Raw genomic sequence first — 23,900 nt, 5'->3', positions numbered from 1 at the left:
ATGGAGAACGCACAACATCGCCTAGAAGTGGGCATGCAGGTTGGAGATTACCTATTGCTAGAACTTCTCTATGACGGGCCGACTACCCGCACCTGGAAAGCTCAACAGGTCTCAGTCGACCGCGAGGTCATTATTGACAGTCTCAACCGCGCTGTGCACCAGCACGAAGAAACAGTCTCTACCTTTATTAGCGACATCCGAGCAAAGGCACATGTCGACCACCCACTCATTGGCTCCGTATTTGAGGCAGTGAGAGAAGGAGACCTCTGCTTCTACGCGAGGGAAAGCCTGCACGGTAAGACTCTAGATGAACTCGGAGAGGCCGGTAAAAAAATGCGACCAGAAAAAGTCGTACACGTCCTCCGCCAGATCGCCGAAGCGAACCTCTATTTAGAAGAGCACCAGATTGCAGCCCTCCCTATTGGTCCAGATCAGATATTTATCGCTGAGCATAGCCTATGTAGGCTCATTAATATGGCGGTTGGGGGAGAGAGAGACCACAATGCTTCTACTCAAGACAAGCACGTCATCGCGACAGCATTCATTCCCCTTCTTAAATCTTCCTGCCCAGGATCGACTCGCACGCTCTCACTGCTTAACTACATGGAAGATCTCGAGCGGGAAATCCCTCTCACGTGGGAACAGATCCGCGAACTATCAGAAGAAGTGGAGTTACAGCTCTCAGAGCCGAGTGTCCCCATTCCTCTTTCTGAAGAGAAAGTAACGCACACCAGATCTAGATCTCTCTTATTACTCGCAGGAGCCGGGATAGGAGCAGCCATCGTTCTCGGCCTAGGAGCTGTTCTCATGAATCAACCAGAAAAGCCACAGGAGAGAAAACTCACGGACTCAGTCCATATCCCTGCAGGAAAATACCTGACTCACGAAGGGAGGCGAAATGATATCAGCGAATTTTGGATCGATGCCCACGAAGTAACGATCGCGGAGTACGCGAAATTCCTCGATGCCATGAGCCTCTTCAGTGCCGATGAGTCAGAGATCTACCAACATAAAGATCAACCAACATCCATAACAGACCACCTTCCTCTCGACTGGGATGAGTTACTCACAGCAGCACGCAATGGTACGACTTGGAACGGTATTCAAGTTGACCTCAATTGCCCTATCATAGGAATAAATTGGTGGGACGCCTACGCGTACTGCGCGTACAATCGTCGACGCCTTCCTACTCAAGAAGAGTGGAACGCTACTCTACGTCATTCTAAAACAGATACTCTAGCACGCTCGAACTGGGGTCCAGTCGACCAACAGAGCCAAGACGTCACCAGTAATGGAATATACGGCCTCGCTGGCAATGTCTCGGAATGGACTGCTAATACGAGCAAAGACCCCACCTTCCCCACAAAACCGAAAATGCCTGTCGTCTGCGGTGGCTCATACTTGAAGAAAAGTAGTTCCGCTAACTCCCGCGAATGGCTATCTACCGAACAGACCGATGAACAAGACGCCCGCAGTATCCGCCGGAGCGACATCGGTTTCCGAACCCTTTCTAACCGCCCCGATTAATAATAACCTCTAACACATACATTCTATCATGCGTATTCTAATCCTACTCGCAGCACTACTGCTCAGTCCTAGCTTATTTGCTCAAATCACCGTACACATCAAACCGAATAATCAATCCTATCTCAGTTACGAGCCTATTCATGCTCAAGTTTCCATTACCAACCAATCTGGCAGACCACTCACCCTACGTAACACAGGCAATGATAGCTGGATCGAATTTGTCGTGAAAAACCAAAGTGGTCGAGTCGTAGGCCAAATCACACCTGCAGCATACGCGGGCACCACCATCCCTACAGGTGAAACGATTCGCTCGTCCTTCCTCCTCAACAACCACTACGACCTAGCTCTCCCCGGCAATTACAGCGTCTACGCTGTTGCTAGAACACCTGACCAAAACGGCCGTCAGGGTACACGCTCCAACCAAGGCTACTTCACAGTCAACCGTGGCGTACCATCTTGGAAGGCCAAAGTCGGTGTCCCTGGTGTTGCTGGTGATGAGCGCGAATACCGTCTCATAGACTTCAACAATGGTAATAGCCCTCAACTCTATATACAGGTGGAAGATGTGAAATTCAGCCGTATGCTCGCGTGTTACAGCATGGGTCGTAACCTTTCTTTCCGCCAGGCACTGAAATCCATCGATCGTGAAAACAATCTACACGTCCTCTTCATGACCACACCTGAACTCTACTGCTATACGGTAATAAATACTGCAGGGGAAACAGTGAAACGTCTCTACCACAAGACAGCAGGATCCACTAAACCCTACCTACACACCCACGATGATGGCTCAATCGTAGTCGCTAACTCTATCCTCTACGACCCAGAAAAAGAAGCAGAAGAACAGAAGAAGTTTCACAAGCTCTCCGAAGTTCCTGGTGGATTTGAACAATAAAATATTGCATCCCTACAGATCCTCATTGAGCGTCCACAGCCAGCAGCTAGCGAACCATACTCATGTCTAAACCGAACTTTAATAAAGCCACTCTCTCCCACGTCACTCTTGCCAAAATCGGCAATCCTCTGCGCGGAGAGTCACTCAAGACTTCCAAAGAGCTCTGTAAATTCGGCGAGGATGATAAAGACATCCTCACAGTCGCCTTCCTCAAGCCCTTCAAGAGTCTTGAGCCATACCATTTCCACCACTCTAGCTCGCTCGATCTCCATGAGATGCACTGCTATGTGAATACTATCTTTGACCAACAGGAACGCTTCCTCACGTATTCACGGAAAATCGCCCGTCATCTCTACGACAAAACAAAGCACCCTAACATTAAGTCAGGTGACCTCTGCGTAGCGTACCTCAAGGGTGTACAAATCGACGGTGAACCTTGCGATGCCATTTCCATTGTGAAATCCGAGAGCCTCACACCATTTCTTGAAATCTCTGATAACGATGGTGACCTCCAGCTCACTACTCATAACGGAATCTATCCAGACAAAATCGATAAAGGCTGCCTGATCGTCAACTCCAAGAAGGACTCTGGCTACGTCGTATTTACCTTCGACAAAGGCGGCGCTGACACGAACTTCTGGGTACGTGACTTCCTTGGCGCTCGTGCTCGCAAGGACGATAACTTCAAAACCAAGCAATACGCTGAGATGTGTGTCTCCTTCGCCGATGAAGGACTCCCAGAGGAAATGAAGCAAGAGGACAAATACCGCGTTGCAAACGATGCTATGCAGTACTTTGCCGAAAAAGAAAAATTCGATGAGAAACACTTCCAAGACGAAGTTCTCAAGGAGCCATCAATCGTAGAAAAGTTCTCTAGCTACAAAGAAAATTACAAAGACGAAGATGGCGAACCACTCGCTAACGAATTTGAAATCAGCAAGCCCGCTGCAAAAAAAGCGGGTAGTAAGATCAAATCAAATCTCCGACTCGATACCGGCGTAGTACTCAAATTCACGCCCGATTTCGCCGAACGCCAAAACGAAATCATGGAACGCGGGTACGACGAAAAAATGCAAATGAACTACGTCAAAATCTACTACAACGACGAAGTCTAATGTAGCTAGAATTCAATACTCTCACAGAGCTCGCGGCCTCAATGGCCTCGAGCTTTTTTATACCAAAAAGAGACTAATGCTGGAGTGGTTTCCTGGTCAATCAAGGCGTGACGAAGGAGCGGTGCTAGCACAGTGACTGAGGAATAACACAGATTCAACAGGATAGCGCCCAGCCTTCACTTCTTCCGCAACGCGCTATTCCCCAAGCTTCATTAAAATAACATTTGTCTCTTTTCGAACTCAGTTTGGTATTATTGGCTAGAGGAAACAAATTTCAGTGCAAGCTCGGCATACGTTTCTCCTAGAGCTTCCATTCCTTTTTTATCAAACTGCAGCTTATTCTGATTACCGTTTAAGTCATCTGTATCAACAAGCTCCCAACCTTTATTGTTCTTAACTAAAGAGTCCTGAGCTTTACGAACCTTCTCCCAATCTGGGTACTTTTTCTGCAACTTCTCGTCTAAGCCATAGTCTGAGAGCCGAGCTATCACTACATCGATTTTCCCGAGCTCAAGATCCGCCTCCAACTGCTTTACGAAGCGCTGGAAAGAAGCCGCATATTCATCTCCCCAACCCTTTTGAGCATCAGTCTCTCCCTGCATCCAAAAAAGAACCACCTTATCACACTCTTTCTTACGCGCCGCTGCTCTCGCAGTTTCCACGAGACGCTTATACTCTCTTGCCGTTTTTTTAGAGTAACCTGAGCCGTAATGTGACTTTTCCTCACCATCCGAATCTGTCCACTCGGAGTCCACATCGTTCATCCCCATCGACCGACGAGCTAGCCGTGTCCACAAGATGTCAGCCTTCTTTAGATCTTTATCTAGCTTCTCCAAAGCAGGGATAACCGTCCGCTCAGGCCTCATCGACTCCATATTATTTTCACCAGCAAAAATAAATAGGTAACGCTTAGCAGGAGCTGCATGCGATACCATAACCGAACAACATAGCAGTAGTGTGACAATAAGAGTTTTCATAATGGTGAGTAGTTACCCTAACTGATCTCACACGCACATCCAATCATTTTCGCTAGACTCACAACTATCTCTAACTGCGATTGCTGCTATCCATGATAGATAATCGACAGGAAGCTCTAGGCTCGTCTACGGCGCATGAGCAAAGAAAGAGACCCGAGCCCCAATAGCGCTGTAGAGGATGGCTCAGGGATCACATCTATTTGAATCACGTCAGTGATCTTCTTCCCAGATGTTGTCGCGATGAAAGCATTCACTGTACTCCCTACCGCAAGATTATTGGGCGTCTCTACAGTGGTACTATTGGCGAGCATGAACTGTGGAGAAACTGCCACTGTGATGCTACTGTTTAGCGTTACGGTGTAATCACTCCCATTGTTGTTAACGAACCTTAGATTAAAGTCTTCTGGGGCAATATCTAACCCACTGGCAAACCCTCGCATCGCCTGTGATGCCGAAAACAGCCAATCTTGGGCCGCATCAGACTCTCTCATGGCATTAACCGTGATGGATGGCCCTGTGGCGTCAACAAACTCATAACCGCTCAGGCCTGTGTACGCACTTTGCAAGACCAGCTTATAACCATTGAGCCCTATTTCTGTGGCAGTGTCGTCTGTCACAGTGAAATTCAGCGCCTCGGTGAATTGAACTCCTGACAAGTAGCCTCCAGAACTTTGGAAAACGACAGCTGCGTGCGCGACGCATACTAGACCAAGACACGATAGAGAGAATACAATAGGAAGTTTCATAAAAAGTAAGAATTGGCACCACACCTGTCATGGCTGCGGGTTTTTATATACAATAAATGGCCTGCCTGTAGCCAGTTTAAATTCCCTTCTGCCCCATCGCTTTCTTCACATCACGTAAAGCCCCCCGCTGCTTCATCTGAGCCAGTCTGAGCTCATCAGCTAATGTTAAATGATGGATCTGCACCTTATGAGGGTAAAACCTCTCACTTAAACTGCTCTCCCACTGCTTCTGCTGTTCGATCTCTCTAGTGAATGGTCCCGCGATCACTACATCGAGGCACACCAAATTCACTAATGCCAAAGCGAACAATGTCTCATACACAGGCTCACGATATGTCTGCTTATAGAGCGCTGAATCACGATCATGTGGATCTAGGCCTGCAGCACGGTGCGCCGCCTGTATCATCAAATCCGTAGCCGTATCACTATCTAAAAAGGCCGCACCCAGCTCCTTCGCCAATTTTAGGCCATAAGTCGTCTTCCCCACAGCTGGTAGTCCACACACCACATGTAATGTCTGCATTCACCGCTTCTACTCATTTCAAAATAAGGATGCGAGACGAGAAAACGAAAAAGCCCCGTCTGGCAGTGAGCCAAACGGGGCAGTATACTGATAATAGTTTCTTATAAAGCGATGGCGGCCAGCTTAGTTGCGGCGCTTGCGCTTGAGATTGAGCTTAGCGAGGTTCTGCGCGATAAGACCCTGTAGGTGGGTAAAATCTTCGAGATTGTCGTTATGATCAATTGTTTTAAGCTGCTCTTCAGCACGCTCGATTGCTACTTGGGTAGCTGCTTCATCAATCTCCTCTTCGCCAAGAGCCATATCGGTGAGGATGATGATCTTGTCGTCAGAAATCTCAGCGAAGCCAGAGCCGATCGCGAGTTCATGAGAGGAACCATCTTTCTGGTAGCGAAGCTCACCAGCAGTAAGAGTAGTGACGAGAGCTGCGTGCAAATCAAGCACACCGATCTCACCCTCAGCACCTGGAAGGTAAACGTCTGTTACTTTGTCTGAGAATACTTTTTTCTCAGGAGTGACTATTTCAAGATGAAGCATGTTTTTAAGTTTGGAGTGATAAATGAGGTGTGTGAGGTGACGCACCCCTCACTGGATCAAATTTAGTCGCGGGATACCTTGTCGATGGAGCCCTTCATGTAGAAGTTAGACTCAGGTACGCTGTCCCACTTACCGTCGAGGATTTGTTCGAATCCTTCGATTGTGTCTTCGAGAGCAACATAAACACCAGGAACGTTAGTGAACACCTCACCAACGAAGAATGGCTGTGTGAGGAAACGCTGGATCTTACGTGCACGGAATACAGACATCTTATCTTCGTCAGATAGTTCGTCCATACCAAGAATCGCGATGATGTCTTGAAGATCTTTGTAACGCTGAAGTACACCTTGAACACCACGAGCCACTTTGTAGTGACGCTCACCAACAGTCTCAGGAGAGAGTGCTTTAGATGAAGATGCAAGTGGATCAACCGCTGGGAAAAGAGCCTGCTCAGCAAGTGAACGCTCAAGAACAACAGTCGCATCAAGGTGAGCGAATGTGTTAGCTGGAGCTGGGTCAGTCAAATCATCCGCAGGAACGTAAACGGCCTGGAGTGATGTGATAGAACCCTTCTTAGTAGAAGTGATTCGCTCTTGGAGACCGGCCATCTCTTCTGCAAGAGTCGGCTGGTAACCCACAGCAGATGGTGTACGGCCAAGAAGCGCGGACACCTCAGAACCTGCCTGAGAGAATCGGAAAATGTTGTCAACGAAGAGAAGAACGTCTTGGCCTTCTTCATCACGGAAGTATTCAGCCATGGAGAGAGCTGAAAGAGCAACACGGAGACGTGCACCTGGAGGCTCATTCATCTGTCCGTATACGAGAGCTACCTTGGAACCTTCAGCTTTGAGCTGTGGTGTGCCGTCAGCGTTGATGATTGGGTGGCCCTTATCATCTTTTTCAACAGCGATAACACCTGACTCGATCATTTCCCAGTAGAGATCGTTACCCTCACGAGTACGCTCACCTACACCAGCGAATACGGAGTAACCACCGTGTCCGAGAGCGATGTTGTTGATTAGCTCCATGATAACAACGGTCTTACCAACACCAGCACCACCGAATGCGCCAACTTTACCACCCTTAAGGAATGGGCAAACAAGGTCGATTACTTTGATACCTGTTTCGAGGATCTCAGTGGATGACGCTTGGTCTACGAGCTTAGGAGCTGCGCGGTGAATTTTTGTGCGCTTGGATGCGTCTGGAAGTGGCACGTTCTCGTCTACAAGATCACCTGTAACGTTGAAGATACGGCCGAGAACCTGCGCCCCTACTGGCACTGTGATTGGTCCACCTGTGTCAGTGATCTGCATGCCACGCTTGAGGCCGTCAGATGTGCTCATTGCTACAGCGCGAACCCATCCGTCACCAAGGTGTGATTGCACCTCAAGTACGAGCTTAGTTTCTTTGCCTTCGAAAGTATAAGAAACTTCGAGAGCGCTATAGATGCTTGGAATGTTTTCTGCGTTCGAGAAATCAGCGTCGATAACGGCGCCAATAATTTGAACGATTGTTCCTACGTTACTCATGGTTTTGTTCTATTATCAGTTAGTAAATTTTAGTGAAAAATGATCAATGTGTACGTTGATCAGTATTATTCCATCGCTTTCATAGCGGTGGTGATTTCGAGAAGTTCTGCTGTGATCGCGCCTTGACGGAGTTTGTTGAACTGAAGTGTCAGTTCATCTTTCATGTCATTCGCGTTGTCGGTAGCTGACTTCATGGAAACCATACGAGCGGAGTGCTCAGAAGCACGGGATTCGACAAGCATCTGGTAGACCTGGAAGTTGACGTACTGAGGAAGGAGTCTGTCGAGAACCTTCTCAGGAGACGGCTCGAATGTGTATTCTTTCTCAAGTGCAGCAGCTTTGTCAGTTTCTCCGACTTGGCCTTTTCCTACGCCTTCATAATCTTGCTTTTCACCAAGCGAGCTAGACTCGATCGGAAGTAGCTGCACCACTTTTGGTAATTGAACCATAGTGGATTTGAAGTCGTTGAATGCTACTTTGATAAAGTCAAAGTCACCACTGAGGAATTGCTCGATGAGGTACTTTGAGATCGGGCGAGCTTCCGCGAATGGAACTGGGTCCACCACGACGAAGTCTGCCTTGATATCATTGCCAGCCTTCATAAGGCTGATACGAAGCTTACGTCCTACTGTTACATACTCAGTTTCACCTGTGTGTGCATTGTTAACTTCCTTGAGTAGGTTTCCATTGAAACCACCACAAAGGCCTTTGTCGGCGGAGATAACCAGCGTCAGAGTCTTCTTGCCGTCACGCTTCTCGAGAAGTGGGTGAGCGTTCTCATCCACGTTTTCCTTAAGGTTAACGAGCACTTTATTGAGCTCATCAGCGTAACCACGACCAGCGAGTGCCTGGTTCTGAGCCTTTTTCATTTTGGCTGCAGCAACAAGCTCCATCGCGCGGGTGATCTGCGCTGTGTTTTTCACCGATTTAATGCGGCGACGAATGTCTCTCAGGTTTGCCATTGTATTATAAAGTAGCGAGTAGCGAGTAGTTAGAAAGACGGACGCCGCTAAGCGACGCCCTCCTTAGTTGGAATTACTTCCAAGATCCTTTAAAGTCTTCGATAGCCTGTGTGAGGCCAGACTTAACTGCGTCAGTGATAGCTTTGTCGTCAGCGATGAGCTGAAGAACATCTGCCTTGCGTGTATTGAAGAACTCTTCAAAAGCCGCCTGGAATTCACAGACACGCTCGACTTCAACATCATCGAGGTAGCCGTTCTGCATTGCGAAGAGCACTGCTACCTGAAGCTGCATGGACATTGGTGAGTATTGGTTTTGCTTGAAAAGCTCAACAATACGAAGACCACGGTCGATCTTACCCTTCGTCACGTCATCGAGGTCAGAACCGAACTGGGCGAATGCCTGGAGTTCGCGGAACTGAGCGAGGTCGAGCTTAGTCGTACCTGCTACCTTCTTAGTCGCCTTCGTCTGTGCGGATGAACCAACACGGGAAACGGAGAGACCAACAGAGATCGCTGGGCGGATACCTTGGTTGAAAAGGTCTGTCTCGAGGAAAATCTGACCATCTGTGATCGAGATCACGTTAGTTGGGATGTATGCAGATACGTCACCAGCTTGAGTCTCAATGATTGGAAGCGCTGTAAGTGAACCACCGCCCGCATTCTCAGAGAGACGTGCAGAACGCTCAAGAAGTCTGGAGTGAAGGTAGAATACGTCACCAGGATACGCCTCACGTCCAGAAGGACGCTTAAGAATGAGCGATACCTGACGGTAAGCTACAGCGTGCTTGGAAAGGTCATCAAATACGATGATACAGTCGCGGCCTTTATCCATATGGTACTCAGCTACTGCACAACCTGTGTAAGGTGCGAGGTACTGGTTCGCAGCGGAATCAGATGCAGAGGCAGAAACGATTGTTGTGTACTGCATTGCGCCTGCTGCTTCGAGAGTCGCGATAGTACGAGCAACGTTGGACTGCTTCTGGCCGATAGCGACGTAGATACAGTACATTGGCTTGTAACCTGGAAGTTTGCCAGCTTCAGCTGCCTTGTTCTGGTCGGACTGGGAAATGATCGTATCGATCGCGATAGTAGTCTTACCAGTAGCGCGGTCACCAATGATAAGCTCACGCTGACCACGGCCGATTGGAACCATTGCGTCGATCGCCATGATACCAGTCTGAACTGGCACAGAAACTGACTTACGCTTAATGATACCAGGAGCAATTTTCTCAACTGGGTATTCAACAGTGTCAGCAACTTCGCCTTTACCGTCGATAGGGGCACCGAGAGTGTCAATCACGCGGCCAAGGAGGTTCTCACCTACTGGTACGGAAAGAAGCTCACCTGTACACTTACACTCGTCACCAGCTTTGAGGTGGAGGTATTCACCGAGAAGAACAACTCCGACTTCACCTTCTTCAAGGTTAAGTGCGAGACCTGTTACTCCACCTGGGAAGGAGATCATTTCGTTGAGTTGAACGTCGCTAAGACCTTCTACTTTTGCCACACCATCACCGATTTCACGGATGGTGCCTACGTTCGCTTTGCCGACAGAAGTCGATACGTTTGCGATCTCCTGTTCGAGTTCCTGAAGAATGCTGCTCATAGCTTACTTATTGGTTAGATTGGTTAAATTGCCCGGAAGTGGGATTCGTTTTGGGATTTGTTAAAATGCATTGGCGATGTTTTCGAGACGGGTCTTAAGAGTACCGTCCCAGACATCATCACCCTTGCGGATGCGAATTCCACCCAAAAGGGCAGAGTTGACTCTGTATTCAAATGTAATGTCGGTGCCATGCTGCTTCGTGAGCTTAGCTACGATGCTTTCCTTAGTCACGGCGTCGAGCTCTTCAGCACTATCCACGGTTACGTGCTTAGCTGCGAGGTCAATCTCAAGCAGGCGCTTAAGCGTAACAAGGATCCCATGGAAATTGCGCGGCTTGCGCTCTGCAACAGTCTTTACAACTTTGCTGAACTTCGCTTCATCGAGACTACCGTCTGCGTTACAGAGGCGGTAAAGTCGGCGTGCTGCGGAAGCTGCGTCTTTAGATACTTTCATGGTTTATTAGGTGGCGATCGACGTTTGAAAAAATTGGTAGATTGAGATTAGCCCTCGACTGTTGTGAGAGCCTCTTGGTTGATGCGCTTCTTGTCATCATCAGTAAGCACCTTGCCAGTCACTGCTGTAGTAGCAGAAACAACAAGCTGACCGAAGTCTGCCTTAAGTTCGGAAACCATCTGAGCGCGCTCTGCCTTCGCAGTAGCTTCCGCCTTAGTAAGGATTTCCTGAGCCTTGCCGATAGCTTCCTGAGTTTTTTCCTCAGTGTGAGCAATAGAGCTCTGTTTTGCTTCTTCGATAAGACGCTTTGCATCATCGTTAGCCTTCGCGAGAGCTGCTGCTGTAGACTCTTCGGATTCTGCTAACTGTGTCTCAATGCGCTTTAGCTTTTCTTCACCTTCTGCGATGCGCTTGCGGCGCTGTTCGAGCATTGCGGTGATTGGGCCAAACGCGAACTTCTTCAGAACAAGGATCACAATAACAAAGTTGATAAGCTGGAAAGTGAAAAGCTTCCAGTTTACGCCGAATGTTTCAAGAAGGCCTGTATCTGCGGCTGCGGCTGCGTCAGCGCCTGCTGCGAGTAGTGTGATCATTATCGTAAAAGTTTGGTTGATGAAAAATTGTGAAAATCCGCTACCGCTCATCGTGCGGCAGCGGATAATAAAATATGTTTCCGTTACGAATTACTTGCCAGCAACGAAGAGCGTAAGAATGAAGATACCTTCACAAAGCGCTGCAAGAATGATGGAAAGAGTAAGGATAGGACCTGCTGCGCCTGGGTTACGACCAGTTGCTTCTGTTGCCTTGAAACCGATGAGACCGATTGCGATTGCTGCGCCGAGAGCGGCGAGTGCGAGATGAAGTGGTGCTGCTACCATAATATTAGTTTTCTATTTTTTATTTTGTTGTTGTGTTCATGCCCTCCTCCACGGTCGCAATGCTATGGATCCGAGAGCTGAGAATGTTGAAATTGATTAGTGAGCGTGCTCGTCGTCGTGATCTGAGTGTTCACAGATCAGCTTAAGGAATACTGCACAAAGGAGAGTGAACACCAGAGCCTGGACACCACCTACGAGAAGCTCCATGAAGTAGAATGGAAGCGCTGTGAGCCAGCCGAAGTAGTTGCCACCGAGAGCCATCAGAATCTCAAGAGTCTGCTCACCACCGTAGATATTACCGAAGAGACGGAATGAAAGCGCTACTGGGCGGATAGCGATAGAAACGAGCTCTAGGACACCGACAACGCCGAAGATGAAGACCATCACAACTGCCATTAGTCCATTAAATGCACCCTTAGGAGCGAAAATGTGACCGAAGAAACCTTTGAGGCCGTTTTCTTGAATTGCCCAGACGAACCAGAGAATCGCAAAGGAGAAAGCCATTGCTGCAGTCATATTGACATCAGCGTTACCGCCACGCATGAGCGGTCTAATAAAGTGACCGTGGGAATCCATTCCCCAGCCAAGAGTACCAACACCTGGGAGGAGACCGAGGTAGTTAGTGAGGATAATAAGAAGGAAAGTAGAACCGAAGAACCAGAAAGTCTTTTTAACTAAGTGATCACCGAGGATACCACCGAAGAAATTATAGAGTGACTCGATCACCCATTCCGCAAAATTCTGAAAACCCTGTGGGACAACACTGATTTTACCAGCTGCTGCACGGCAGAAGAGAACGATAAGAAGGACTGAAATCCAGACACTCACCGTGGAGTTCGAAATGAAGCCAGCATCATGTAATGGTATAGCTGTCTTAGGAAGGACTGGAAGATGATGCTCATCAGCATGCTCATCGTGACCGTGCTCAACATGCTCTATGGCATCATGACCAGCGTCTACTGCTGCATGCGACAAAGAAGGAAGGCCTAGTGATAAAACTAGGACTAACAGAGTAAGGAAAGTTGTTTTCTTAGCCATGATTTTGAGTCGCTCCATTTGGGCGAGCGCAGATGCAATAACCCCCACATAACTACCGAGCAAGTCTATTTGTGAAATTTTTCACAAAGTCAAATTAAGCCGCTGAAAATTAACACCTTCCATCGGTTTTTTCTAAGTCATACGAAACACCGAATATTGTTAGGAAAACTTAAGATCTCTCGAGGGATACTGAGCAAGGAAACGACATCTATTTCACATAAGCAATGCGGGAGTACGAATAGCCTACCGCCAGCTTGCAGTATAGCTTTCAGCCAAACGCGACTTCGCATCCTCTCCTAGGGACACCTTCATTCCGCTCACTCCATAAAGCGCTACTGGCTCAAATATGTTCATTTCTACGCCTTGATTCATCAATGATTCAGCCGGCAAACACAACCTCCCCGAATGTTCCTCTAACTCAAAGTCCACTCCAGCACCAGCCTGGTAGGCTCGGTACACCAGCTCAGTACAAGCCAGACGGTCTGACTGGCGGAAATCAAAAACAAAGTCATAGCGCTTGCCCACATGACTCAGCGCACTACGCACGGCTTTCGCTATGGTTTCAGAATCTAACTGCGGCCGTAATATGACAAAAGCATCCACAGCTAGAGTCTCCGTATGAGCTCGCAGCTTCACCCCATCTTTTTTTGCCTCCACCACATTCGCGCCTTCTTCCCCCACAGGATTTATACCCATCTCCTTTCGCTGCTCGACACTTCCTACATAAAGAGCCACATGCGGCCAATAACCTGGTAGAAAAAGATTACTTAGAGCTTCGTCATGCCGAGTCACTATGACATCACCAGGCTGTAGGATCGACCACGCCTTCGCCAACACGCGTGGCGTCACCCGTTTTTGCTTTTTCAGCGCTAATTGAGGTTGCTTCGTTTCAGCAATCACATTCCCTCCTACCCTGAAGAGCTGGAACATCACCTTGCGAAATCCGGAATGCTGGCGGCGTCTAAAAGAAAACACGCGGTACTGTAACTGACGTTTTAAATACTTTTTTTTGCATTTTTGAACGAAGGGAATCTCTTGCTCTAATACTTCGATTAATTCGGCAAGCCTCCCACCTTCTCTACGCAGGTCCATAACCTCATCTGCGTGAAGTTCCCAGAACAAGACAGACTCATAGAAACGCCACATCCGTCTCGGTGAAGTTAAATTCTTATAAATAGCACTAAAACTACGACGCGAGATTCCATAGCGAGATTCGGCCTCATCTAGCTTTTTCCAAACTAAAAATCGGTCACCAGCCAAATCCACCACGAATTCAGCCGAACGCATCAGCACACATGCCGCGGTGTATGCCACCGCAAAACAGCGAATACAGCTATCCCAATCGCTCTGATCATCACACTCAGGCTCCAGTTCAGTAATCGCCCCCAACAACACTGTCCGCAGCCTTAAATAGCGCCGGTAATACTCGCGTAAGCGCTCATCTTCATTCGGCAAAAAATAACCACGTGCCTGCGCCGATTCCACATCACTGATCAACTCCACTAGCTCGCTGCGCAGCGGGATGCCTTTTGCAGCAGACACCACCTGCTCCAAGACCTCTTCATATGCTGCACCAGACATCGACATAAACTTCCAAGGGTGTAGATAATTAAAACCCGTAGAGTCAACATTTATATCTACTTACCATCAGACAATATAATCTAACAACTGTTACTTATAGATTTCAAAAAGATCCCTAGCGCGCAACTACACTGAAACAAGAACCGTTGGCAAGCCAAAACCCCTTATTCTATAAGGACTATTTATACTCTTTTATCTTTACAAACTATTAGGAGTTCGCGAAAAGTGTAGCGCTATGAATAAAGCTGAACTTGTAGAAGCAATCCAAAACAACCTCGGTAAAGATGCAACTAAGCGCGCTGCTGAAGACGCACTTTCCGCAGTACTCGAGTCTATCGCAACAGGCGTTAAGAAGGACCAAAAAGTCCAACTTATCGGCTTTGGCACATTCGAAGTTAAAACACGTGCAGCTCGTATGGGCCGCAACCCTAAGACTGGTGAATCCATGCAAATCAAGGAGTCGAAGACTGTTGGTTTCAAGGCATCCTCCACGCTCAAGGGATCCCTCTAATTAACTTAGAAAAAGCAACTTACAAACCTCGTCACTTCACAGTGGTGAGGTTTTTTTATGCCTACTTACGGATAATGACCCGCTCACCTTTTCGCATTTGCTCCAAGATTTCCTCCACACTTTCCACCTCCCCGCTCTCCTCCCATAGCGACATATTTTCGCGAATACGTAGTAAATGAATTTGCACTTCCGGCATCTGCTTTCTCCACTCTGGAGAGTCTTCTATCAGGCTTAAATACCGACTCGCGAGCTGGTAAGCTATCTGCCTATCTGAAAGCTTCCCACCCTCTGCAGCCTTATTTCTCTCCCATGTAAGCTCGGTTAATCGCTCAACAGCGGGGGCTGAAATGGGTAAATTTCCAGTCGCCGCAGTAAATATTTGGGTGTAGTTGCCGATCGCATCCTCAACTAAATCCTGTCGATCGTAGGATTTAGCCAATAAGTAATGCACCTGGTTTCGGTTTTTCTTAAGCTTTTTCCCAGCCAAATACAGTTGTGCTTTTTGTTCTAGTTCTGGCCATTTACCTAGCTGATCCAGAACAAGCATCTGATTTAACAACACTTGACTGTAAAGAGAGATATCACCCTCAGAACGCACCTCTAGATCTCTTAAAACTGAAAGTGAGTCATTCAGACCTTCCACATCTTGCTGAGCAAGCGACATAGCAACACCAAGCCTAGCCAACAGCTTACGCTCCTCCACCTTTGAAACTGAAGCTCGTTCGAAATACTCTTCAGCCTCGCTTGGCGCCCCCTTCGAGTCCAGCAGTAAACCCCCTAACTGAAGCTGTACGTAAGTAGGAAGAAGCTCGCTATCTGGCAACTCCAGTAGACCACAACGCAACCCACGTGCGAGCGCTAGAAATTTCATCTTACGACCCCAACTGAGATGTGCTTGCTCAGCTCCGATTTCATAAATATCAGCCAGTGCTGAGCGCATAATTGCTATATAGAAGCGACCTCCTGAAGCACTTTCATCGATCAATTCTTTGCGGATTTCAGAAATCTCCTCCCCTTCATTGATCCTCTCCCAAAGTATTGCTCGTGCAGTATCCTGCATTCCCGCTTCTTCCCCAGACGAGATTAATTCCTGAAGAACCAATTCTAGCTTTTCAATTACTTCTTTAGACCTTCCCGCCTCATTCAGAGCAGGCAGGGCTGCCACCAAGGTCTGTGCTCTATATTCTGTTTGAGCAAAATTTTGCTCAAACAAGTCATAGTAGGGTAAGGCCTTCGCCATCTCTGTATTGGGCTCACCCATTATTTTTTCTCTGCCGTAGAATGCTACTAAGTAGAATAAAGCTTCGGCTTGGAGCTCTGCCAACTGATTAGACTCAGCCTCACGATATGCAGAGGTATAGTACTCCTCAGCTAAGGCTCGTTCACGGGTCGTTTCTAAAACCTTACCCAGCAGCAATTGCGCTTGTACTCGTAGATTCACACTTGGCTCACTGCTTACTAACTGCTCGCCGTATGCTCTTGCAGACGCATAATTACCAGCATTCAGCTCTAATAGACCCAGCTCATAAAGTGAAAGGTTCTTGTACCTCCCTTCTGCGGATTCCACTAATTGTTTCAGCAGGAACTCAGCCCGTTCACGGTACCCCATGCGAGCAAGACTCACCCCGTAATAGTATGCAATCTCTACCTGAAATCTCCCATTCTGGTTTTCATCCAGGTATTTGCGACAAAAGCGGACTGCATTGCGATACTCTCCAATAAGACTGCTAGAAGCAGCAGCCACATAGAGGCCCGCCTCTTTATCACCATTTTCATAGGCAAGCTTCGATGCCTTAATAGCCTCCTGGTACTCGCCCTTATCAAAAAGCTCTCCCAAGGTCTTAACCTCAGTCAGGTCAGCAGCAAAACAACTACTGGTACAGAAAAGTATGAGAATAAGTGACTTCATTACCTCTATATAAAAAGCACCTACTCGTATTTATCAAGTAGGTGCTTTTGAATGATTCAATGTTGAACAAAGGGTTTCTTACTACTTAGAAGCCTTCTTCTTTGGAGCTGGCTTCTTTTTCGGAGTTGGTTTTTTCTTGGCTGCGGGCTTAGCCGCAGGCTTCTCCTTCACAGCCGGCTTAGTGTCTTCAGCTTTCTCCTTAGGCTTCGCCGCTGGATCGTCCTCCTTCTCAGCAGGGACAACGACCTCTGGAGCATACTCTAGTAAAACTTTATATTCAGCGGGAAGTGCCACCCCTGCGCCGAAACCAGCACGCTCATAAAGGGCTGCTAAAGCAGCTGCAGCCCTAAGATCTGGATCATCTTTAGATTTGCTTTCGAGAGCCTTCTTCACTGACGGAAGAGATTTATAAACCCTAAGCGAGTTTAATACCGCATTGCGCACAATCACTTCAGACTGAGTATAATCAGCAGTCATTGCTACAGCATAGGCAAAAAGCGCATCTTCAGCTCTCTCTTCATTTTCTAAAGCCAGTCCATGACAGTACGCTACTTGAGCGCGGATGGAAATAGGAAGGCGCTTTGCTTGCCAATCTTCTGCCATACGGATCACACGACCCCATGCTTTAGCATTCACAGCATTCCAAAATGGATACGTTTCAAGCTGCTGCTGCTGATTCTCTCTAAGAAGCTCTGGAGTACCAAAACTTGCCACCGCTTTAGACAGAGCTGCTAGATCCTGCTGCTTACGAAGGCATTCGAGCATATAGTAGCCCGCGAGATGGTGGAAGTTATCTGGGAGAAGCTCGAGCTTCTTGTATTTTTTCTTCACTTCCTCAAACCTCTTATAAGCCTCACTGTACTTGCGATCCTCAAAAAGCGCCATCGCTTTCGTGTAATCAGAGGGCTCCATAAGGTAGACACTCTCCACTTGGCTAAGCCTTACACTTTGTGGCTTTTCGTCAGCTTCCGACTCCAAATAGAACACACTCGTTTTTGTAGAACCGACGATGTAGCCATTGCGTACAGCTCCATCGCTCAAGGTGATGACGCCTGGAGTAGACGCTTGTTGCGCCAATGCTGGCACTGTCAAAATAACAGTCAATGCGGCAACTTTTGATAAAATTTTCATAATGATAGAATTAAAGTATTAAAATTAACCTTTCTCAGCAGCGATTTGCTCAAGAGTTTTGATCTGCCCACTGCTTTCCCATTTTTTCACACGCGCCTCGATATTAAGCCAGGCTTCACGTGCCGCTGTTGGTATTTCAGATTTATTCTTCTCAAACCAGTCACGACTGAACTTGATGTAGATTGCGGCCACTTCATAGGCTGCCTGCATACGAGATCTTCCCGCTTGCTCAACTCCGTGATCCCACATCAACTCAGTAGCACGATCTTTTGCCGGTATTGCTACTACAGCATCTTTACCATTGGAAACGATCACATAGTACTTAATCGCATTCTTGTACTCTTTTTTCGCATCGTATGACTCAGCAAGTATCAGCTGCACTTGGCTACGATAACTAGAGTCTTTCGAGTCGAGGTAGGCGAGACCTTCCTCGACCGCCATATCGTAGTTTCCTTGCTTCGCATAAATCGCGATAATCCGATTCTGCGCTCCAGTAGCGGCTGCACGCTCGCCTTTGGCTTTCGAGTCTTTATTCTCAGAATAAATTGCACGAAGATCTTTGATCGCCTTGTTCATTTCTTGCTTGGACCCTACTTGACCGAGTACATCTGCAGTACCAAAACGGGCCGCTAAATGATGCTTTTTATCACGTCGCTTAAGAAGCTCTTCATAATATGGAATAGCCCGGCGTGGAGAAGCGGTCTTCTCACGTAGGTAATCAGCGATGCTAATCAAGATCTGATCAGAAAGCTTATCCACAGGGAAATCAGCTTCCATCACTTTAAACAAAGCACTGATCTGCGCCTTATTTTTGTTCGCTAACTCGGTGTCCTTCACCTTAACTGCGGTATTGTATCCCTCTTGGTACACACCCAACACTGCAAACATGAGGAGCGCTCGGCTCCTTACATCGTTGTTAGGTACAGGGAATGAGTAGTAATGGTCTTTAAGTTCATTCGCGGCTACCACGGAATCTACACCAGCAGCTTTCTTCGCAGCTAGATAGCTTGTCGTGTAAGAATTAATTGCACGGTCAAGACCAGCTGGATTTTTCTGCTTAGCCACTCTGACAATTGCATTTTTGAGATTATCTAATCCCTCTTGAGTACGCTCCGCTTCAACCATTGCTGACATACCAGCTACTGCCACCTGAGTAGCATATGGAGATTGCGTATGCTTATCCCAGAACTCCTCGTAGTAAGGCAATGCCTCTTTCATCTTAGGATTCGCCTTATTCCCGATCTTGTCCTTACCTAATAAGGATACCAAGTGGTAAAGAGCCTCAGTTTGCCCAAAAGCATTACCAGTCTTCTTTGAAAACTCTAAAGCCTGCTTATAACTTGCCGTAGCCTTTTCATATTCACTCGTTTCCTGCTCTACTTTACCTCTAAGAATCAAAGCTGAATCTAGTACTGAGATATTGGGGAATTCCTCAAGAAGCCGCGCTACATTCGCTAGGGCAATTTCGTCTTCTTCTAGATTATAGGCAGCATCTGCTCGATCTAATAGGGCATAAGGAAGATAAGGGTTTGCCGCAGCAGTTGGATACTTCTTAATAAACGCGTCTAAGCTGGCAGCAGAGCGCGCCCAATCCTGAATTTTTCCTAGGTTCGAAGCTACGAAATACGTAGTTGCCAACTTAGATTTACTATCTGGGTACTGTTTTTGATGGTCCTCTAGGATTGGTAAGGCCTCTCTGTATTTGCCTTGATAAAACTTAGATGCTCCCTGCATGTGGAGGGCCAGATCGTTGACCTCAGACTTATCAGGGAAAGCTACGAGTGTTTCACTAGCCAGCTCCTCACATTCTGCATACTCACCTCCTTGGAAGAGACTACTCAGCATAACAGTATAAGTGAGATCCGCTTTTTCACTATCAGGGAATGCATTCTTGAAGACTCTCCCGTATTTCATCGTACGCTCAATATCACCAAGGCCATAAGCGACTCGCGCTAAGTTATAGAGATTATCTTCGCGTCGCTTGGATCCCTTAAAGTACATTTCTAACTGCTCATAGATCGCTAGTGCACCAAGGCTATTCCCAGAAGATTCATGAGTATAAGCCAATGCGGATAAAGCCACAACCTCTGGTGGGTCGCCATCGCGCTCTCTCTTACTAAGGCTCTCTAACCACTCATCTACCTTCTCCTTATAGATTGTTGCATCGCCATCCTTCAGCCCATCTCTAGGGTACGACTTCAACTTCTCTTGTAGAACCTTAAGATCATCCAGTGCCACTTTGGTTCCTGGCACTAATGCAAAAAGCGTGTAAGCGGCATCAGGCATATTTGCCTTCAAAACATCTGTCGCTAATTTCTGATAAAACGGTGTGAACTGCACCATTTGAAAAGGCTTGAGTGTCAATACAGCACGATTTTGATTAATGAAATCAACCAATTTAGGTTCATCACCCGCCGCAATCACAGCCTGGGTAAAGGCTTGGAAAGTTCCCACTACTGGGGCTTCGGCAAGATTCCAGCGCGCTTTATTTTTCAACGCAGTTTCGAAATACGGAAGACCTTCTGCTAACTTTGCTGGTTGCAGCTTAAAATGGCAAACCGCCATGTTAATGTTAAACATTCCTGGATCAAACTTGTCTCCATCCTTGCGCTCGTTGATAAATTTTTGGTAGGCCTCGATCGCACCAGCATACTCTTCCAGTTGCTGCATTGCTTGCGCTTTAAAGAGTAGAGCCTTCACCTGACTCTGGTTCTGACCACTCTTGTTACCCGTATTATAACAGCCCTCTAATGAATTCTTAGCGAGAGTATAGTACTCACTAGCCTTTCCTAGGTCTCCTGCACTCTTGGCCTCTGCCGCCAATTTCAACTCAGCATTCCCCTTCCAGTAATAGATATTACCAAATTTATCTCCAATTTGCTTAGCACTCTTGCCATGCTCTGCGACGATTGCAGCGAATATTTTCTGAGCGTCTGCCCATTTTTCTTCCTTCAGAGCAGTGAGTCCCTTGGGAACAGCTACCCCAATAGCTTCGGCACTAGCTGTGCTAGGAGTGAACCCCACCAATGAGGCACTAGCGATAGCTAAAGCGAGAGTGAGTGAATGTTGAGTTTTCATTTTAGGTGTGTTGGAAAGTGTTTGATTAAAAAAGGACGCAATCCTTAGAAAACGTCCTAAATAGAACCCTGGTCGCAATATAGCAGACATCTGGGAAAGCTATAAGGGAATTTGGGAAATGGCTGATTAGTCCTGGAAATCAGTGAAGGTGACCGTGTCGATTTCTACTCCAACTAAACAGTTGAGAACATCGACTACCGACTGCTGTGGAGCTTCTCCGCGAACAGCTACCTGTACGATAGCCTCTGAACCGCCCGCCTCGACACCTAGCTTATAAGTCTCTAAGCGCTGACGGAGAAGCGGCAAATCACGCTTCGGTCCACTCGCCCCAAGATCCATCTTCTCATCATTATCGACAATGACCGAACCATCATCCTGAACTTCGATCAGCATTGGCTCTACATCATTAGGGACAGAGTTCGAGCTTGATGATGGGAGCTCTAACCCGATATCACTCTCGCGAGGCTGGATAGTAGCAGTCACCATGAAGTAAATCAGAAGTAGGAAACATACGTCGATCAAGGAAGAGATATCCAATTCCGGTTCATCCTCATCAGTGAGTGTACTGTGTTTACGTCTAGACATATTCTAAAGTTTTAATTTTCAAAGTCGTACGCGGCAAAAATAACGTCATTCACGCCAGCCTCTGCGGCAGCACGGATCACTTTTCGCGAGTACTTAAATACTGATTCCTTATCTCCACGGAGGTGAAGCTTCACCTTATATTCGTCACCGTAATCCGCTTTTTGCTCCTTAACATATTTAACGATGTCAGACTCTTCCTCGAGTTCTCCTTCGTCAAAATCTACAGGATAGATAGAGCCGTCCTTACGCACATTGACGACGATACGCCCGCGCTTGTCATCTGGAGCCTTCGCATTATATGCAACAGAAGGCTTCACCTCAGGATCCAGCTGCACCACCATCGGTGTGGAAACCACAATAAAGAACACAAGCAAAAGGAAAACCATGTCAATCATGGGAGACATGTCCATTTTAGCTTCTTCCTCTACATGAGCGTTCTGCGCTCTCAGTTTTTTGGATGCCATAGAATTTCTTGGTGTTAGAGTTATTGGCGCAAACTCCTAAGAATTTGCGCCACCATACTACCCCGAATACAGGGAATTAAACAGCAAGACCTTCAGGAATCTTCGCAAGATGCGCGTCACCGTTCACTGTCTGAACAGAAGCGTTAAGAAGCTCCTCAGCTGTCTGCTGACACTCAGCCACGAGACTGTTGTAGCGAGACTTAAAGAAGAAATAAGCTATCACGGAAAGAATCGCAATAACTAGTCCCCACATTGTAGTAAGAAGGGCTACGGAGATATCACCAGCGAGTTGATCAGGCTTAGCTCCTGCTGTCTTCAATGTCGCGAAGGCCGCAATCATACCAAACACTGTACCGAAAAGCCCAAGCATAGGAGCGGACTGCGCAACTAGTGAAATGAGGTTGATCCATATCATCTGCTTACGGTTTTCATTGATAGAGAAGTCTGCCATCGCGTCTTCGACTCCATCACGACCAAGATTCTCTGGCTGTGTCGCGTCAATATTAGGAAGAGAATATGCAAGCATGCGCCCAAGGTAAGACGGATGAGATGCGGAAAGTTCGATCGCTGAACGCACGCGACAATTTGTCATGTGGTCTAAAAGAGCTGCCTTGAGATCATCTGGGCAGAATTTAGCCTTTCCAAGGTTAATGAAATTATAAACGGAAAGTCCGACGAGTGAGAGAAGGCCGACCGCGACAATGAAAATCGTCAATCCCCCACCTTCAAGGAGGTATTTATCGAGAGCGCTGGATTCTCCTCCGTCTTGTGCGAAAAGTGGCGAAACTGATGCTAACGCAGTCAAGAGAGAAAGGCCGGCAGTTTTGAGCGGGCGATATGCGAATGTTTTCATGTGATCTATGAATGGATGTCGGTGTGTATGTATGCCTATCTATGGCCTGATCTTACTCAACCATATAGGAGGAATGATTCTGCGAATCGATTGCCTCGAGTAAAGGATCAAATTGCAAAAACGAACACTACTTCTCACTATTTAATTCCGCAACCCCCAAAAAATATTGAAACTAGAACGGTTATACCAACTCCCACCTAACAGCATTTCACGAAAAAAAATTACGTAACCTTCTTACTCAAAGAAGATAGTACAGAAAACTTAATAAATTAAACCCAATTCCCCTCTACTTTTTGGTGACCACAGGAGATTTCCGTCGCGGAAATAACGTCCGGCAGAAATTACAAACCGTCCCATCACAGCCACGCGCGGTACACGCATCTCGTCCATAGAAAATAATCTGTAAGTGCAGCTTGTTCCACTTTTCAGCAGGAAAGAGCTTTTTCAGATCTGCTTCGGTTTTTTCGACATTTTTACCGTCAGTCAGTTTCCAACGCTGCGCGAGTCGGTGAATATGAGTATCCACTGGAAAGGCTGGCACTCCAAAAGCCTGAGCCATGACCACGGATGCAGTTTTATGCCCCACTCCAGGAAGGAACTCTAAGGCAGTGAAATCCTGCGGCACTTCTCCACCATGCTTCTCAATGAGGATCTTTGATAACTCGGAAATAGCTTTCGACTTTCTCGGAGAGAGACCACATGGCCGAATAATCTCCTGAATCTTCTCTACTGACTGCTGCGCCATATCATATGGGTTATCAGCCAGCTCAAACAATGCAGGCGTGATAAGATTCACACGCGCATCAGTACACTGAGCCGAAAGCAGGACAGCGATTAACAATGTGTATGGATCTTTGTGATCCAGAGGTATTGGAGTTTTAGGGTATAGTTCCTCTAGCCTCTCCATAACCCACTGCGCTCTTTCAGCCTTCAACATGCCAGAGATCTACCGCAGCCTATAGGTCTGTCCAATAAAAATGCCGCACACCTCTAAAGTATGCGGCA

Annotated in this window: 23 protein-coding genes; 4 read left to right on the top strand and 19 right to left on the bottom strand. The window is 47.2% G+C overall.

The features are described 5' to 3' along the window. The 3 genes from ACSHX2_RS08480 (at window position 1) to ACSHX2_RS08470 (ending at window position 3,537) form a co-directional block, all read left to right on the top strand. Window positions 1–1,527, top strand: a complete 1,527-nt coding sequence (locus tag ACSHX2_RS08480) for an SUMF1/EgtB/PvdO family nonheme iron enzyme (RefSeq protein WP_435692478.1) — start codon at window positions 1–3, stop codon at window positions 1,525–1,527. A 28-nt stretch (window positions 1,528–1,555) separates the two neighbouring features. Continuing rightward, the gene (locus ACSHX2_RS08475) at window positions 1,556–2,422 is read left to right on the top strand and encodes a hypothetical protein (protein WP_435692476.1); all 867 of its coding nucleotides are present in this window, start codon (window positions 1,556–1,558) and stop codon (window positions 2,420–2,422) included. Window positions 2,423–2,484: 62 nt separating this feature from the next. Beyond that, window positions 2,485–3,537 (top strand): nucleoid-associated protein, encoded by a 1,053-nt coding sequence (locus ACSHX2_RS08470; RefSeq protein WP_435692474.1) that lies wholly within the window; start codon window positions 2,485–2,487, stop codon window positions 3,535–3,537. 251 nt (window positions 3,538–3,788) lie between these two features. On the opposite strand, the gene ACSHX2_RS08465 is transcribed toward ACSHX2_RS08470, so the two are convergent. The 12 genes from ACSHX2_RS08465 to ACSHX2_RS08410 form a co-directional block, all read right to left on the bottom strand. Continuing rightward, entirely contained in the window at window positions 3,789–4,514 is a 726-nt protein-coding gene (locus ACSHX2_RS08465; protein ID WP_435692472.1) for a sialate O-acetylesterase, read from the bottom strand. A 116-nt stretch (window positions 4,515–4,630) separates the two neighbouring features. Beyond that, window positions 4,631–5,260, bottom strand: coding sequence for a PEP-CTERM sorting domain-containing protein (locus ACSHX2_RS08460; protein WP_435692470.1), 630 nt, complete (start codon window positions 5,258–5,260; stop codon window positions 4,631–4,633). A gap of 76 nt (window positions 5,261–5,336) precedes the next feature. Continuing rightward, on the bottom strand, window positions 5,337–5,783 hold the full coding sequence (locus ACSHX2_RS08455) for an AAA family ATPase (RefSeq protein ID WP_435692468.1): 447 nt from the start codon (window positions 5,781–5,783) through the stop codon (window positions 5,337–5,339). Window positions 5,784–5,906: 123 nt separating this feature from the next. Then, window positions 5,907–6,317 carry an ATP synthase F1 subunit epsilon gene (gene atpC, locus ACSHX2_RS08450; RefSeq protein ID WP_435692467.1) on the bottom strand — a complete coding sequence of 137 codons (411 nt, stop codon included), beginning with the start codon at window positions 6,315–6,317 and terminating at the stop codon, window positions 5,907–5,909. Window positions 6,318–6,379: 62 nt separating this feature from the next. Beyond that, window positions 6,380–7,846 (bottom strand): F0F1 ATP synthase subunit beta, encoded by a 1,467-nt coding sequence (gene atpD / locus ACSHX2_RS08445; protein WP_435692465.1) that lies wholly within the window; start codon window positions 7,844–7,846, stop codon window positions 6,380–6,382. Between the two features lie 65 nt (window positions 7,847–7,911). Then, on the bottom strand, window positions 7,912–8,808 hold the full coding sequence (atpG, locus tag ACSHX2_RS08440) for an ATP synthase F1 subunit gamma (protein WP_435692463.1): 897 nt from the start codon (window positions 8,806–8,808) through the stop codon (window positions 7,912–7,914). 73 nt (window positions 8,809–8,881) lie between these two features. After that, entirely contained in the window at window positions 8,882–10,414 is a 1,533-nt protein-coding gene (atpA, locus tag ACSHX2_RS08435) for a F0F1 ATP synthase subunit alpha (RefSeq protein WP_435692461.1), read from the bottom strand. A 60-nt stretch (window positions 10,415–10,474) separates the two neighbouring features. Next, entirely contained in the window at window positions 10,475–10,867 is a 393-nt protein-coding gene (locus ACSHX2_RS08430; RefSeq protein WP_435692459.1) for a F0F1 ATP synthase subunit delta, read from the bottom strand. A gap of 47 nt (window positions 10,868–10,914) precedes the next feature. Next, window positions 10,915–11,460 carry a F0F1 ATP synthase subunit B gene (gene atpF, locus ACSHX2_RS08425; protein WP_435692457.1) on the bottom strand — a complete coding sequence of 182 codons (546 nt, stop codon included), beginning with the start codon at window positions 11,458–11,460 and terminating at the stop codon, window positions 10,915–10,917. Window positions 11,461–11,550: 90 nt separating this feature from the next. Beyond that, on the bottom strand, window positions 11,551–11,745 hold the full coding sequence (locus ACSHX2_RS08420) for an ATPase (protein WP_435692455.1): 195 nt from the start codon (window positions 11,743–11,745) through the stop codon (window positions 11,551–11,553). 96 nt (window positions 11,746–11,841) lie between these two features. Then, window positions 11,842–12,783, bottom strand: a complete 942-nt coding sequence (locus ACSHX2_RS08415; RefSeq protein WP_435692453.1) for a F0F1 ATP synthase subunit A — start codon at window positions 12,781–12,783, stop codon at window positions 11,842–11,844. Window positions 12,784–13,026: 243 nt separating this feature from the next. Continuing rightward, window positions 13,027–14,364, bottom strand: coding sequence for a YiiX/YebB-like N1pC/P60 family cysteine hydrolase (locus tag ACSHX2_RS08410; RefSeq protein WP_435692451.1), 1,338 nt, complete (start codon window positions 14,362–14,364; stop codon window positions 13,027–13,029). A gap of 235 nt (window positions 14,365–14,599) precedes the next feature. Between ACSHX2_RS08410 and ACSHX2_RS08405 the strand changes: the two genes are divergently transcribed. Next, window positions 14,600–14,875, top strand: coding sequence for an HU family DNA-binding protein (locus ACSHX2_RS08405; RefSeq protein WP_435692449.1), 276 nt, complete (start codon window positions 14,600–14,602; stop codon window positions 14,873–14,875). 61 nt (window positions 14,876–14,936) lie between these two features. Here the strand turns inward: ACSHX2_RS08405 and ACSHX2_RS08400 are convergent, their stop codons facing one another. The 7 genes from ACSHX2_RS08400 to nth all read right to left on the bottom strand — a co-directional run bounded on the left by ACSHX2_RS08400 (window position 14,937) and on the right by nth (window position 23,832). Beyond that, window positions 14,937–16,784, bottom strand: coding sequence for a tetratricopeptide repeat protein (locus ACSHX2_RS08400; protein ID WP_435692447.1), 1,848 nt, complete (start codon window positions 16,782–16,784; stop codon window positions 14,937–14,939). 81 nt (window positions 16,785–16,865) lie between these two features. After that, window positions 16,866–17,915, bottom strand: a complete 1,050-nt coding sequence (locus ACSHX2_RS08395; RefSeq protein WP_435692445.1) for a hypothetical protein — start codon at window positions 17,913–17,915, stop codon at window positions 16,866–16,868. Between the two features lie 24 nt (window positions 17,916–17,939). Continuing rightward, window positions 17,940–20,993, bottom strand: a complete 3,054-nt coding sequence (locus ACSHX2_RS08390; protein ID WP_435692443.1) for a tetratricopeptide repeat protein — start codon at window positions 20,991–20,993, stop codon at window positions 17,940–17,942. Window positions 20,994–21,119: 126 nt separating this feature from the next. Then, window positions 21,120–21,578: an ExbD/TolR family protein gene (locus ACSHX2_RS08385; RefSeq protein WP_435692441.1), complete on the bottom strand. Its 459-nt coding sequence runs from the start codon at window positions 21,576–21,578 to the stop codon at window positions 21,120–21,122. A gap of 11 nt (window positions 21,579–21,589) precedes the next feature. Beyond that, on the bottom strand, window positions 21,590–22,042 hold the full coding sequence (locus ACSHX2_RS08380) for an ExbD/TolR family protein (RefSeq protein ID WP_435692439.1): 453 nt from the start codon (window positions 22,040–22,042) through the stop codon (window positions 21,590–21,592). Between the two features lie 76 nt (window positions 22,043–22,118). Beyond that, window positions 22,119–22,895, bottom strand: coding sequence for a MotA/TolQ/ExbB proton channel family protein (locus ACSHX2_RS08375; RefSeq protein WP_435692437.1), 777 nt, complete (start codon window positions 22,893–22,895; stop codon window positions 22,119–22,121). A 286-nt stretch (window positions 22,896–23,181) separates the two neighbouring features. Beyond that, entirely contained in the window at window positions 23,182–23,832 is a 651-nt protein-coding gene (nth, locus tag ACSHX2_RS08370) for an endonuclease III (protein WP_435692435.1), read from the bottom strand. Between the last annotated feature and the right edge of the window lie 68 nt (window positions 23,833–23,900).

The organism is Rubritalea sp., assembly GCF_051252225.1.
GTDB lineage: Bacteria > Verrucomicrobiota > Verrucomicrobiia > Verrucomicrobiales > Akkermansiaceae > Rubritalea.
Note: the sequence above shows the minus strand (reverse complement) of the source record. Positions and strands in the feature narration are given on the sequence as shown.